Genomic DNA, 13,710 nt, shown 5'->3' with positions numbered 1-13,710 from the left:
GAGGGCACAGCGGTGCACGGGTTTTCGTTCAGGCGTCGTTGCGCACCATTTCCGGGTCGGGAACACCCCGTACCAGGGCGATGAAGCCCTGTTCAGCGGGGTGAGGACGCCCCGCGGACGACACCCCCCATGAAGGAGGACCGGTGTCCACGTACGAGGTGGACGCGCCCGCCCGGCACGCCCCGCCGACGCGGAACGGGATCAGAGGCTTCGCCGTCCGCTGGTCCTTCCGGCGCAAACTCAATCTGCTCGTCGGTGTACCCCTCGCCGTGGTCGCCGCGCTCCTGTCGTACCTGATCAACGGCCTGGTCGAGCAGTCGAACACGGCACACTCGGCGGCGCGGCTGGTGCGCGACAGCGCGCAGGTCGCCCGGCTGGTGGACCGGGTGGAGGCCGAGCACCAGCAGGCGATCCTGCTGTCGGTACGGTACGAGTCCGGGGACAGCAGACCTTCCGCCGCCGCCTACCTCGCCGCCCAGAAGGCCGTCGACGGCCAGGTGCGGAAGGTGCTCGACGCCTTCGGCGACCGGCTGCCGGCGGGCGAGGCACAGGCCCTGCGGGAGGTACAGGGCCTGTCCAGCCTGCGCGACTCGGTCGAGACGGCCTATCTGCCGGCCGACAACATCGACCCGGCCTACACCAACGCGGCCGAGGGCCTCATCGACGGCCTCGGTCTGGACCGCAGCACCTCTCTCTCCACCACCTTCACCGGCAACCTGCTGGACTCCCTGCTGCGCGCGGACGCCGCCCACGCCGCCTTCGAGACCAGTGTGTTCTCGGCCACCACCGGAGACACCAACGCGCTGATCGAGTTCACCAACGCGGTCGGCTCCTACGAGCAGTACCAGCAGCAGGCCGACCGGTTCGGCCGGTTCGCCACCGAGGCGCAGTCAGCGGCGCTGGCCGGGATGGAGCACACCTCCGCGCAGAGTGCCATCGCCAAGTCGTTCGCCGAGTTGCAGATCGACGTCGGCAGCTTGCAGTCGGGCAGCCGGCAGGAGCTGAGGCGGGCGTTCCACGACGCGCTGGCCGGCTATCCCCACTACCCGGACCAGGCCGCCGCCCGGCTGAAGATCGTCACCTCGCTGATCGGCCAGATCGCCGGGCGCGCCGACGACACCTCCGGCACCGCCCAGTGGCGTGCCGTTCTGCTGCTGGGCTGCGCGGCGATCGGCTTCGCTGTCTGGTTCGCCCTCTCCGTGCTGGTCCGCCGCTCGGTGATCCGTCCGGTGCAGGCACTGACCGAGGCGGCGCAGGAGGTCGCCGAGGTCGCCGGCCGGGAACTCGCCCGGGTGGCCGACGACGACACCGAGGACGACGGTCCGCCGCGGCTGCGGGACATGCCGGTCACCGCCCGCGACGAGATCGGTGATCTGGCCGGGGCCTTCAACCACGTACAGACGACCGCCGCGGCGCTGCTGGAGCGGCAGGTGCTCAGCCGCCGCAACACCGCCGAGATGTTCGGCAACGTGGGCCGCCGCGTCAGCAATCTGACCGCCCGCCAGTTGGCACTGATCGACGCGGTGGAGCGCGGCGAGACCGACCCGGCCGTGCTGGAACGCCTCTATTCCATCGACCACATCGCGGTGCGCCTGCGTCGCAACGCCGACAGCCTGATGCTGCTGGCCGGCATCCGGGAGACGGTGCTGGACTCGGGTCCCACGCCGCTGACCAATGTGGTGCGGGCCGCGCTCGGCCAGATCGAGGGGTATCAGCGGGTACGGCTGTACGCCGCCTCGGACGCCATGGTCGAGCCGGACATCATCGGCGACCTCACCCTCATGGTGGCCGAGCTCCTGGAGAACGCTGTGTCCTTCTCGCCGGAGGGCAGCCCCGTCGAGGTGACCGTGCGCCGCGGCCCGGAGGGCGCGTACGTCGTCGTCGCCGACCACGGCCTGGGCATGAGCGCCGAGCGGCTCGCCGAGGAGAACGCGCGGCTGGTCCGCCGCGAACGCCTCGACCTCGTGCCGACCAAGGTGCTGGGCCTGTTCGTCGTCGGCACGCTGGCCCGGCGCTGGGAGATCGGAGTCGAGCTGACCCGTACGCCGGGCGGCGGTGTGACGGCCGAGGTGTCGCTGCCGAGCACGCTGCTGCTCAGCATGAGCCCGCTGTCGGCCGATGCCGCGGCGGCGGGCCCCGACGCAGCAGGCGGCAACACAGCAGCGGGCGGCGACACGGCCCGCCCGACGGCTCCCGGCCGAGCCGCCCCGGCCGCCCGGCACGCCGAGCCCGGCGGCCCTGGTGACCGGGGGACCGACGCCGTACCGGACGCACCCGCGATCACCGGCCCGCGCCCGGCCACGGTCGCCACCGGATCGTCCCTGCCACCCGCCACCGGGTCGCAGCGTCCGCCCGTCACCGGATCGTCGCGTCCACGCGCCGAAGGCGGCACCCCTTCCGAGCCGACGCCCGCGCATCCGGGCCGGGACGGCGCGCACGTCTCCCCCGGCTCCGGCGAAGGGCGCGGTCCGCTCCCCCGCCGGCTGCCCCGGCGCGACGTACCGCAGGGCGCCGACCGCGCCGCCGGGGCGGGCGTGGAGAATGCGGCCGTGACCCCTGGCATCTCCGCCACGGCCCAGGAGCGGGCCGCGACCCCCGAGCAGCGCCCGCTGATCCCCCGCGCGCGCACCGAAACGCCGCGGCCGGCCCCCCGCCCGGGGGACGGTTCCGCTCCCTCCCGCCCGCTGCGCCGGCGGGTCCGCGGGGCCACCCTGCGCGCCACCGAGGGTGCCGGGCAGGCCGTACCGCAGGCGGTGCGTCCCCGGGACGCGGCGGCCGAGCGGGAGGCCCTTGAGGAGTTCGAGGCGGCGGTGGCGCGCGCCCGGCTCGACAGCGACACCGGCAGTCCCGAACATCCCGGCGCGGACGCCGGGCACGCGGCACGAACGCACGACCAGAACCACCATCCGGAAGGAGCCGAGCAGTGAGCACGCCGACCGGTGACGCCCCGACGGGCAGCACCACGCCGACCGACCTGCAGGCCGCCGCAGCCGACTTCACCTGGCTGCTGAACCGTTTCGCCACCGAGACCGCGGGGGTGGTCGACGCGATCGCCGTCTCCTCCGACGGCCTGCTCATCGCCGTGTCGGAGCTGCGCGAGCGCGCACACTCCGAGCGGCTGGCCGCGATCGTCTCCGGCATCACCAGCCTGGCCGCCGGCGCCTCCGGCAACTACGGCCTCGGCGATCTCAACAAGGTCATCATCGATCTGGAGGGCGGTCACGTGATCGTCTCCGCGATCGGCAGCGGCGCCGTCCTCGGTGTGGTCACCGACAAGGAGGCCAAGCTGGGCAACGTCGCCTACGAGATGACGCTGTTCGCCAACCGGGCCGGGGCCGCGCTCAGCCCGCAGCTGGTGCTCGAACTGAAGAACAGCGTCGGCGCCGCGTCGGCGGGCTGACCGGCCGCCTGCCGAGACCGAGAGAGAGGGCAAAGGAACCCATGGCGGACGGCGCCTCGTCCTCGGGGTACCCGGGCTCCGAGCCGGTCGGCCCGGCGCCCGCCGTACGGCCGTTCCTGGTCACCGCCGGCCGGGTGGCGGACACCGCCTCCGGCCGGACGATGCCCGTCGAGACCCAGGTGGTGGCCACCGCCGCGGGTCTGGACGCACTCGACCGGCTCTCCTTCGAACAGCACGACATCGTCGCCGCCTGCCGGCTGCCGCAGTCGCTGGCGGAGCTGGCGGCCCGGCTGCACCTCCACCTCAACGTGGTCCGTGTGCTGGCCGACGATCTGCGCGACGCCGGTCTGCTGGCGGTGTACGTGCCCGACTTCGAAAGCACTCATGACCCATCCGTCCTGCGCAGGGTTATCGATGGCCTGCGGGCCATCCCCGACTCCCGAGGGGTACTCCGTGACACCGACTGAACCACTGGTCCACGGCTCTGCCGCGCACCCCGCCGTACGACCACCCCTGCCGGTGAAGATGGTCATCGCGGGGGGTTTCGGCGTGGGCAAGACGACGACCGTCGGCGCCATCTCCGAGATCGAGCCGCTGACCACCGAGGCCGCGATCACTGAGGTGGCGGCGGGCGTCGACGACCTCACGCACACCCCGCGCAAGACGACGACCACGGTGGCGATGGACTTCGGCTGCATCACCATCGACCCGACGCTCAAGCTGTACCTGTTCGGCACGCCCGGGCAGGACCGGTTCGGGTTCATGTGGGACGACATCGTCCAGGGCGCCGTCGGCGGGCTGGTCATCGTCGACACCCGGCGCCTGGACGACTGCTACGCGGCCGTCGACTACTTCGAGCACAAGGGCATCCCGTTCGCCGTGGCGGTCAACGCCTTCGACGGCCGGGTAGAGCACACCCTGGACGAGGTCCGCTGGGCGCTGGACGTCACCGACGGCGTTCCGCTGGTGGTCTTCGACGCCCGGGAACGCGGCTCGGTGCGGGACGCGCTGCTCGTCGTACTGGAGCTGGCGCTGGCCCGTACCGGAGGCTGAGCCTCAGCCGCGCCTGCGTACGCCGGGCGACACCGCGATCCGGGCCACGGCCCAGAACACCGCGAGCGTCGCCAGCGCCATGACGGCCACCAGCGTGGCGCCGCCCACGACCTTCTCGTAGTTGTACTGGTAGAGGCCGTCGATGATGTAGCGGCCGACACCGCCGAAGCTGACGTAGGCGGCGATGGTGGCGGTGGACACGATCTGGATGGCCGCCGAGCGCAGGCCGCTGAGGATCAGCGGGAGCGCGACGGGCACCTCGACCTGGAACAGGATCCGCGACTCCGGCATGCCCATGCCCCGGGCGGCGTCCACCGGGGACGGGTCGACGGAGCGCACCGCCTCGTACGTCGTCACCAGGATCGGCGGGATGGCGAGCACGACCAGCGGGATCATCACCGGGAGCAGGCCGAAGCCGAGCAGCACGAACATCAGCACCAGCAGACCGAAGCTGGGCAGCGCGCGGGCGGCGGTGGCGATGGACGCGAGGACGTTGCCGCCGCGTCCGGTGTGCCCGGTGAGCAGGCCGAGCGGCAGGCCGATGGCGGCGGCGACGGCGAGGGCCAGCAGCGAGTACTGGATGTGCTGGAACACCCGGGTGGGGATGCCGTCGTAGCCGTGCCAGTGGGCGCCGTCGCTGAAGAAGGCATTGATGAAGTGGAGTACGTTCACCGGACTGCGTCCTCCAGGGCGACCGCGGTCGCATCGGGCCGGGTCTGGGGGGTGGCCGTGGCGGCGCGGGCCTTGCGGGTACCGCGCGGCATCCAGGCTGTCAGCAGCAGTCGCACGCCGATCAGTACGGCGTCCGCGAGGATCGCGAGCACGGCCGTACCGACGACGGACATCCACACCAGGCGGGGTTCGTGGTAGATCATGCCGTCGTTGAGCAGGTTGCCGAGCCCGCCCTGGTTGCCGATCAGCATGCCGACGCTGACCAGGGAGATGCTGGACACCGTGGCCACCCGCAGCCCGGCCATGATCGCGGGCACCGCGATCGGCAGCTGGACCTGGAAGTACCGGCGCACCGGCCCGAGGCCCATCGCGGTCGCCGCGTCGAGGGTCTCCTGCGGCACCGAGCGGACCCCGTCCACGATCGCCGGGACGAACACCACCAGGCTGTAGACGGCCAGCGGGATCATCACGGTGAGCTCGCTCTGGCCGGTGTAGTCGATGAGGACGACGAAGAAGGCGAGCGACGGGATCGCGTACAGCACGGTGGTCACGCCCAGTACGGGCGGGTAGAGCCGCCGGTAGCGCACGCACAGCTGGGCGACCGGCAGCGCGATGAGCAGTCCGGCCACGACCGGCAGCAGCGCCTCGCGCAGATGCAGCCCGACCAGACCGAAGTAGCTGTGCTGGAGGTCACTGGGGATGTCGAAGAAGCTGCTCATCCGCCGACCTTCGCCTCACTGCGTCCGCTCGCGTGCGCGGCGCGGATCGCCTCGCTGACGACCTGCTGCGACACGACGCCGACGACGCGGCCGTCGGCGTCCACGCCCACGGCCCAGCCGGTCGGCGACAGCACGGCGCCGTCGAGGGCGGCGCGCAGCGAGTCGGTGCCGGGCACGAAGGGCCGCCCGTACGCCAGCAGCCGCTCCGGGTCGATCTGCCCCGGGGTGAGGTCGCCGGGTGCGCTCCAGCCGAGCGGCTTGCCGTCGACGCCGGTGACCAGCAGGTACGGCACGTCGTCGGCGGCGCGGGCGGCGATCAGCGTGGCGTCGGCGTCGATCGCGACGACCGGGGAGGTACACAGTTCCAGGTCGCCGGACGGGAAGAAGGAGAGGCGGCGGATGCCCCGGTCGGCGCCGAGGAAGTCCTCGACGAAGGCGTCCGCGGGCGCGCTCAGCAGCTCGGCGGGCGGGGCGAACTGGGCCAGTCGGCCGCCGGTGCGCATCACGGCGACCATCGTGCCCAGCTTGATGGCCTCGTCGATGTCGTGGGTGACGAAGACGATCGTCTTGCCCAGCTCCTCCTGGATGCGCAGCAGCTCGTCCTGGAGTCCCTTGCGCACCACGGGGTCGACGGCCGAGAACGGCTCGTCCATCAGCAGCACCGGCGGGTCGGCGGCGAGGGCGCGGGCGACGCCGACGCGCTGCTGCTGGCCGCCGGACAGCTGGTAGGGGTACCGCTTGGCGAGCGAGGCGTCGAGCCCCACGCGGGCCATCAGCTCCTCGGCCCGCGCCCGGGCCTTCTGCTTGCTCCAGCCGAGCAGCCGGGGCACCGTCGCGATGTTGTCGACGATGGTGCGGTGCTGGAAGAGACCCGCGTTCTGGATGACGTACCCCATCGACCGGCGCAGCGTGTTGACCGGCTGCTCCTGGATGTCGACGCCGTCGAGAAGGATGCGCCCTTCGGAGGGGTCCACCATCCGGTTGATCATCCGCAGGGTGGTCGTCTTGCCACAGCCGGAGGGCCCGACGAACACGGTGATCGAGCGGTCCGGTATCTCCAGCGACAGCCGGTCGACCGCCACGGTGCCATCGGGGTATCGCTTGGTAACTGAATCTATCCGTATCAAAGCGCCGAATACCCTTCGGGTTTGGCAGAAACTGGCCATTTCCGGCCACGGTCGTCGGTGCGCAGCCCGTTGCGTGGAGAGTTTAGACCGCGACTGTTTCAGCACTTGGGCGGGCGAAGGGCCGCCACGAGGTCGGCACCGGCCCGTGGTCAGAGCCCTGGACCGCGGCCGGAAGGCGCGACCGGGCAGCGATCGGAGGCCCGAACCGCGACCGGAAGCCGTGACCGGATCGTGATCGGGGCCCGAACGACGACGCAAAGCCGTGACCGGACCGTGACCGGAGGCGTGACGAGCACGACAGGAAGCCGGAACCCGGCCTTGCCCGGAGGACGTGACGAGTACGGCCGGAGGCCATGTTTCAGCGTGCCGGAACCGGTCCAGTGTTCCCGAAAGGAGCCAGGACACGTGACACCCAGGAAAACCTCCCCCGAAGCGTTCTTCACGGTCGCCCGCACCCGCGCCGATCGCCCCCGCGCCGACCCGGCCTGGCTCGGGAGGACGCCGCCGCACGCACCTGACGGCGGCCGAGGCACCGTTCACCTTGCCGGACCGCGCCGCCCCGGCGCCTTTTCACCCCTGCCGACCCGGCCGGCAGGCTCGGGCCACCTCGCCTCTGCCGACCTGGCCGCCGCGATCGGACCGGTCGACCACTCCTTCGAGACCACCGCGGCGGGCTCCGTGATGGCCACAGCCGTGACCGTCCTGCGGCCGGGCGGAAGCTGCGCACTGGTCGGCTCGGGCGGCGACGAACTCACCGTGCGGCCGTCGGCCCTGGCGGGCCGCAGCCTCCGGTTCGTGATCGAGGGCGACGCGGTGCCGCAGCAGTTCATTCCCCGGTTGATCGAACTGTGGCGGCAGGGCCGCTTCCCGTTCGAGCGGCTGATCCGCACCTACCCGCTCGACGACATCGCCTCGGCCGAACGCGCCGCCGCCGACGGCACCACCGTCAAACCCGTCCTCCTGCCGCACCATCCGTGAGGAAAGCCATGCACCAGATGACCATCGGCGGCAAAACGGTCCCCGCCGCGGACACGTTCGACGTGACCGACCCCGCCACCGGCGAACCCTTCGCCCAGGCCCCCGACTGCACACCCGACCAGCTCGACCAGGCCATGAACGCCGCCGCCGAGGCGTTCCGGACCTGGCGACGCGACGATCACACCCGCCGCGGGACGCTGCGCAGGGCCGCCGACGCACTGGAAGCAGCCATCGGCCGACTGGCCCCCCTCCTCACCGCCGAGCAGGGCAAACCCCTCAAGGACGCCCGCTCCGAAATCGCCGGCGCCGTCGTCTGGCTGCGCTACTACGCCGACCTCGAACTGCCTCGCGAAATCGTCCAGAACGACGGCCGCGGCTACGCGGAGATCATCCGGCGCCCGCTCGGCGTCGTGGCCGCCATCACGCCGTGGAACTTCCCCGTCACCCTGGCCATGTGGAAGATCGCGCCCGCACTGCGGGCGGGCAACACCGTGGTCGTCAAGCCCTCCCCCTACACACCGCTGACCACACTCGCCATCGGGGAACTCCTTCAGGAGGTGCTGCCGCCCGGCGTGCTGAACGTGATCAGCGGACGCGACCCGCTCGGTGCCCTGATGACCTCCCATCCGGTGCCCCGGAAGATCAGCTTCACCGGATCGACCGCCACCGGCAGACGCGTCGCCGCCGCTGCCGCCGACGATCTCAAGCGCGTCACCCTGGAACTCGGCGGCAACGACCCGGCCATCGTCCTCGACGACGCCGACCCGGAGCAGATCGCCGACCGCCTGTTCTGGGCCGCGTTCCGCAACAACGGCCAGGTCTGTCTGGCCGTCAAACGCGTCTACGTACCCGAGCACCTCCACGACGACCTGGTCGAGGCGCTCGCCGCACGAGCCAGGTCGGTCCGGGTGGACGGGGGAACCACCGAAGGCGCCCAGCTCGGCCCGCTCAACAACCGCCCCCAGTTCGACCGGGTGACCGACCTGGTGAACGACGCGCTGCGCCAGGGCGCGGTCGCCGCCGCCGGCGGCGCACCCCTCGACCGGCCCGGTTACTTCTACCGGCCCACCATCCTCACCCGCCTCACCGACGGAACACGCATCGTGGACGAGGAACAGTTCGGCCCCGCGCTGCCCGTGCTCGCCTACCGGGACCTGGACGACGCCGTGGAACGGGCCAACGCCGGCCCGTACGGACTGACCGCATCCGTCTGGTCACCCGATATGGACCGCGCCACCCAGGTCGCGGCCGAACTGGACGCGGGTCAGGTCTCGGTCAACGTCCACGGCCTCGGCGTCCGGCCCGACCTGCCCTTCGGCGGCCACAAATGGAGCGGCCTGGGCGTCGAGAACGGTCCTTGGGGCCTCTACGGCTTCACCGACCTCCAGGTCCTCACCCGCCCCGCACATTCCTGACCACCTCACCGTCAGCTCCGCGCGCGGGGCCGTCGTCCGGAGAACAGGGGGCCACCACGTCAATCGGGCCACGTCCGACAAGGGGCGACACGCAGCCGCGTCCCAAGGGCCATACTGCCGGGAATCTTCGATCATGGAGGACTTGATGAGCGTCACCGACGCCTACCTGGGCGCCGCAGAACAAGCCGTATTACTGCTGGAGACCCCGGAAGTGGCCGCGTCGTGGGTACGGCCCAGCGCATTGCCCGAGCTGACGGTCGGCGGCCTGGCCGGTCACCTCGCCTCTCAGATCTTCAGTGTCGACTCCGCCCTCCAGGAGCCTGCGCGGCCCGATGCACCGCCGATCCCCCTGCTCGACCATTACGGCCGAGCCGCCTGGATCGACGCGCCACTCGACGGCGAGGTCAACGCGGGCATTCGGGCCCGGGGCGAAGACCTCGCGTCCCAGGGGGCGTCGCGGCTGACGGGGCTCGCCCGCGCCTCGTACACGGAGCAGCGGGCCGCCCTCGCGACATGTTCCGGCGACCAGGTTGTGTTCATGCCGCAGACGGGCTGGGCCCTGCACCTCGACGACTTCCTGGTCACCCGGATGCTGGAGATCGCCGTCCACCTGGACGATCTCGCCGTCAGCGTGGGCCGGACCGTCCTGCCACTCCCGGATGCCGCCTTCGACCCGGTGCTCGTACTGTTGGCACGGCTCGCCGCCCGACGGCACGGCCAAACCGCATTGCTGAGGGCGTTGACCCGGGTCGAGCGCGCACCCGCGGCGATCAACGCGATCTGACCCACCTTGCGGATCTGACGGGTCGCGGACCGGGGGCCCGCGGCCCAGGCTGACCGGACATGCCGACGGGCCGGTGCATCGCACCGGCCCGTCGGATCGTACGGAGATTTCTGGGTGTCAGCGGTGCCTGGCGAGGCGCTTACGGCCTGCGAAGGCGATGGCCGCACCCGCACCGAGCAGCACCACGACCAGCAAGAGCATGTCCCTCATGCCGGACATACCGGTGTTGGCGAGCGAACCCGGTCCGGAGCCTGCCGGCGCCGGAGTGTTGGGCGTCCCGTGCGTCGGCGGCACCGAGGCCGGCGGCGTGGATGCCGACGGCGTGGATGCCGACGGCGTGGGTGTCGGCGATGCCTTCTTCGGGATGTACACGCCGGCGTCGATCGTGTGGTCGACCCCTCCTGGTTTCTTCGGTGCTGTGACCGGGGCGTATCCGTTGCACAGTCGGCCGGTGGTCGGCGGGGTCACGTTGGAGTCATGTGCCCGGTTGTCACCGGCCCGCGGCAGTGTGAACCGCAGTTTGGTGGCCGGCGGCTGGCCCGGCACGTTGCTGGTGTCCGCGGTGCACATGTCGAACTGCACCGTGTACTTCGCGCCCGGCGTCAGCTCGTACTCGGCGCCGACACCACCGAAGTAGTACTCACCGGCGGCATCGGTCTTGGTCGTGGCGACCTTCTTGCCGTCGGCGTCCAGCAGGTTGATCGTGGCGTCCGGCAGCAGCACCTGACCGGGGTCCTGGATGCCGTTGTGGTCGCCGTCGTACCAGACCACGTTGCCGATCTGGATCGGTGCGTTCGCCGCGGCGTACGCGATGTCGCCGAGGCCGCCGGCCTTGCCGAACCCGTTCTGGTTCGGGCCGACGAACTGGTACGCGTTGGCGGCCGGGTCGTTGCCGGGGCCGGCACCGGTGGCGATGTCGTAGTAGCCCGTCCCGTTGGTGATGACCTGGCCCGTCGGGTCCATCTGCGTGCTGACGACCCATTGCTGCTGCGGAATGTAGGCGACCGATCCCAGCGAGGACTCCTGGTGCGGCCCGGGCTGGGTCGCGGAGCCGCCGTTCGGGAAGAAGTCACCCGGGAAGTACTCGACGACGTTGCCGGACTGCGCACCGTTCTTGGTGGGGTCCGTGGAGTGGTTCGGGCAGCTTCCGGTGCCTTCCCACTCGTACCCGCCGTCAGGCTTGGCGCAGGCCATGCTGATGTCGCCACCGGACATGGCGTTCTGCGGGTTGTCCTTGCCCGGCCTCGGGTCCAGCCCGCCCCAGCTCACGGTGTCCATGAACCGGTCGCGGAAGCCGAGGACCATCGAGCCGTCTCGGGCGAACGCCATGCTGGCCAGCTCCGGCTGCGGATCGATCATCACGCCGCCCAGGTCCCGGTCGTCCCAGGTCTCCAGGCTGCTGTTCCACGGGTTCCAGTGGTTGTTCTGGTCGTAATTGGCCTTGGCGTTCCACACTTCGCCGCGCTCGGCGGTCAGCGGCTGGCTCAGCACCGTGGTGAACTTCTTGCCGTCGTAGGTGGCGACGACGGCCTTCAGGTCCGCGCGCTTCTGTGTGCTCTCCGCGCTGCACACACCCCCGACGTACAGAGTGTTGTTGTGGGTGGACAGGCCGAACGGCCGCCAGTCGGACGACGCCGCACAGCCCGGGTCGGGAATCGGCACGGTCGCCTCGGGCGCTGACGCCTCGGGGCCGGTCGCGTCGAAACTGACCAGGGTGCGGTTGCGCAGGTTCACCGCGTAGAGCGTCGAACCGTCCTCCGACAGGGTCAGGCCGCCGATGCTCTCCTTGCCCGGTACGTCGACGAACCCGCCGTCCTTGATCAGGTTGGCGGTGTCGTGCGGCGTCACCGAGGCGCCCGGCACCTTCGCGAACAGCTTCGGCGCACCCCCGCCGTCGGTCGGCACGGTGTAGATCGCGTCGCCGCCGTCCGGCCCGTACTCGGTGTACCGCCGGGCGAACTCCGACTGGAACAACTGCTTGCGGTACTTGTCGTAGGCCAGCCCGAACGTCGTGCCCACCTGAGCTTGGGTGTTGAGCACGTCCGGGCAGGCCCGGTCGGTGGGACAGTTGCCGCGGGCGTCCGTCCCGAACGCCACCAGTGCGCGGTCCTCCGTCCCGCCGGCGCCGCTCTGGACCGGCACGAAATAGCGGGAGTCCGGCAGCGTGTAGTCCGCCGCGTCCCAGACCCCGGTGACCACCGAGGCGTCCTTGCCGCCCGAGACGTCGACGAACGTGGTGAAGCTGTCGAAGTGGTTCTGCGCGGTCGAGGCGGGCGCCGCCCGCAGATAGTTGTTGTAGGGGGCCGGGACGGTGACGTCGACGCGGTACCGGCCGCCGGTCAACTCGCTCGACGGCGGCACGATGACCTTGCCGGTGGCGTCCGTCACGCCGGTGACGTGATGGCCCGCAAGGTCGGCGACGTCGACCTTCATCCCCCGCTGCGGCACGTCCATGGTCGTGTTGATCACGCCGGTGCCGAAGAAGTCCCGCAGCACCTCGACGGTCAGTGTGCCGTCAGAGGTCGATGCGCCGGCTTGCCCGGCGCCTGTCACGATCGTGCCTGTGGCGCCGCCCACCAGTAACAGACCGGACAGCCCCACCCACACCAGTCTTCGTAATGGCATGGCCTTCCTTCATCTCGTCCTGCACTATCGCCAATTCTGCAAACTCACTGATCAGCCTACAAGTTGACAGAGCGTCATGGGTGCGAAACAGGGAGTTTCGGGGGGCTTCGTTGGAGACCTGTTAGCATCGCGGCGCGTGCAGAACATCAACTTCAAGCGAGGTCTCCCGCGTCGCGCGGCAGACCAGCGCCACCGCCGGTGGCCACGGTTACGGTGGATTGCAGTCGGGATCATAGGCGTCGCGGCCGTCGCGACGGCCGCGTTCGCCCTCGTCGGCACCGGTGACGGCCCCACCGACCGGCGTGCCTTGACCTCGGACGAGGTGAACCGGCTGGCGATCACGCGGTTCCGCAACTACCAGGCGGGCGGCCGCGCGGTGACGATCACCGTGCCGAGCGCCGCCGGCGGGCTGGTCGTCACCGGCTCCGTCGACTACCGCGCCAAGACCGGTTACGGGGTGGTGCGCGGGACCGGTCGCGACACGTCCAGCGACGGGCTGATCGAGTGGACGGCCACCGCCGTCCGCGTCCACCCCATGACGAACCCCCCGGCGACCGCACCGACATCGCCACCCGCGTCCGGTTGGTACAACCGTCCGATGCAGACGTCCGGCATCGCCCTGGACAGTGCGCTCGGCATCACGCTCGGCCTGGGCAGCGACCGGCCGGACAACGCCGAACTGCTCCCGCAGAACGGCGCCGCATGGGTCGGACGCGAGCAGGTGCACGGCCGTCGGACGGATGTCATGAACGGGCCGGAGGCGCGTACCAAGGCAGGTACGACGGGGACCGTGCGCTACTGGATCGGCTCGGACGGCACCATGTACCGGGTGCGGGCCAACGTGGCATCCGAGGCGCAGCCGGTGGTCATCGATTTCGACACCCAGAAGTACGTCCCCGTCACTCCGGTCCCCGAGGTCACACCGGCGCGGTAGCCG

12 protein-coding genes are annotated in these 13,710 nt (G+C 71.0%); 8 read left to right on the top strand and 4 right to left on the bottom strand.

What is annotated here, in order from left to right:
* The first annotated feature begins 143 nt into the window (after positions 1-143).
* Genes ACFYPJ_RS16125 through ACFYPJ_RS16110 form a run of 4 tightly spaced genes read left to right on the top strand, consistent with a single transcriptional unit; the run spans position 144 to position 4,453 of the window.
* Positions 144-2,927, top strand: a complete 2,784-nt coding sequence (locus tag ACFYPJ_RS16125; protein ID WP_389016488.1) for an ATP-binding protein — start codon at positions 144-146, stop codon at positions 2,925-2,927.
* Positions 2,924-3,400, top strand: coding sequence for a roadblock/LC7 domain-containing protein (locus ACFYPJ_RS16120; RefSeq protein WP_389016485.1), 477 nt, complete (start codon positions 2,924-2,926; stop codon positions 3,398-3,400). Before ACFYPJ_RS16125 ends, ACFYPJ_RS16120 begins: the two co-directional genes overlap by 4 nt.
* A 41-nt stretch (positions 3,401-3,441) precedes the next feature.
* Positions 3,442-3,867, top strand: coding sequence for a DUF742 domain-containing protein (locus ACFYPJ_RS16115; RefSeq protein WP_389016482.1), 426 nt, complete (start codon positions 3,442-3,444; stop codon positions 3,865-3,867).
* Positions 3,854-4,453 (top strand): ATP/GTP-binding protein, encoded by a 600-nt coding sequence (locus tag ACFYPJ_RS16110; protein ID WP_389016481.1) that lies wholly within the window; start codon positions 3,854-3,856, stop codon positions 4,451-4,453. The genes ACFYPJ_RS16115 and ACFYPJ_RS16110 overlap by 14 nt, the downstream gene beginning before the upstream one ends.
* A gap of 3 nt (positions 4,454-4,456) precedes the next feature.
* Here the strand turns inward: ACFYPJ_RS16110 and ACFYPJ_RS16105 are convergent, their stop codons facing one another.
* From ACFYPJ_RS16105 to ACFYPJ_RS16095, 3 genes are read right to left on the bottom strand one after another with little or no spacing between them, the layout of a single operon-like run.
* Complete coding sequence (locus ACFYPJ_RS16105) at positions 4,457-5,125, bottom strand: ABC transporter permease (RefSeq protein WP_389016478.1); 669 nt, start codon at positions 5,123-5,125, stop codon at positions 4,457-4,459.
* The gene (locus ACFYPJ_RS16100) at positions 5,122-5,844 is read right to left on the bottom strand and encodes an ABC transporter permease (RefSeq protein WP_389016475.1); all 723 of its coding nucleotides are present in this window, start codon (positions 5,842-5,844) and stop codon (positions 5,122-5,124) included. Before ACFYPJ_RS16100 ends, ACFYPJ_RS16105 begins: the two co-directional genes overlap by 4 nt.
* Positions 5,841-6,971 (bottom strand): ABC transporter ATP-binding protein, encoded by a 1,131-nt coding sequence (locus ACFYPJ_RS16095; RefSeq protein ID WP_389016472.1) that lies wholly within the window; start codon positions 6,969-6,971, stop codon positions 5,841-5,843. The genes ACFYPJ_RS16100 and ACFYPJ_RS16095 overlap by 4 nt, the downstream gene beginning before the upstream one ends.
* Before the next feature lie 405 nt (positions 6,972-7,376).
* Here ACFYPJ_RS16095 and ACFYPJ_RS16090 point away from each other — a divergent pair, with 405 nt between their 5' ends.
* The 3 genes from ACFYPJ_RS16090 (at position 7,377) to ACFYPJ_RS16080 (ending at position 10,148) form a co-directional block, all read left to right on the top strand.
* The gene (locus ACFYPJ_RS16090; RefSeq protein ID WP_389016469.1) at positions 7,377-7,949 is read left to right on the top strand and encodes a hypothetical protein; all 573 of its coding nucleotides are present in this window, start codon (positions 7,377-7,379) and stop codon (positions 7,947-7,949) included.
* Positions 7,950-7,957: 8 nt separating this feature from the next.
* Positions 7,958-9,364, top strand: coding sequence for an aldehyde dehydrogenase family protein (locus tag ACFYPJ_RS16085; RefSeq protein ID WP_389016466.1), 1,407 nt, complete (start codon positions 7,958-7,960; stop codon positions 9,362-9,364).
* 145 nt (positions 9,365-9,509) lie between these two features.
* Entirely contained in the window at positions 9,510-10,148 is a 639-nt protein-coding gene (locus tag ACFYPJ_RS16080; RefSeq protein ID WP_389016463.1) for a maleylpyruvate isomerase N-terminal domain-containing protein, read from the top strand.
* Between the two features lie 117 nt (positions 10,149-10,265).
* Here ACFYPJ_RS16080 and ACFYPJ_RS16075 read toward each other — a convergent pair whose 3' ends face one another.
* Positions 10,266-12,773: an SdrD B-like domain-containing protein gene (locus ACFYPJ_RS16075; protein WP_389016460.1), complete on the bottom strand. Its 2,508-nt coding sequence runs from the start codon at positions 12,771-12,773 to the stop codon at positions 10,266-10,268.
* 136 nt (positions 12,774-12,909) lie between these two features.
* On the opposite strand from ACFYPJ_RS16075, the gene ACFYPJ_RS16070 reads away from it, so the two are divergent.
* The gene (locus tag ACFYPJ_RS16070; protein ID WP_389016458.1) at positions 12,910-13,707 is read left to right on the top strand and encodes a hypothetical protein; all 798 of its coding nucleotides are present in this window, start codon (positions 12,910-12,912) and stop codon (positions 13,705-13,707) included.
* Positions 13,708-13,710: the final 3 nt, after the last annotated feature.

It is taken from the genome of Streptomyces sp. NPDC006012 (genome assembly GCF_042871185.1).
Taxonomy (GTDB): Bacteria; Actinomycetota; Actinomycetes; order Streptomycetales; family Streptomycetaceae; genus Streptomyces.
The sequence above is the reverse complement of the archived record's forward strand: the minus strand, read 5'-3'. Positions and strand labels throughout refer to the sequence as shown.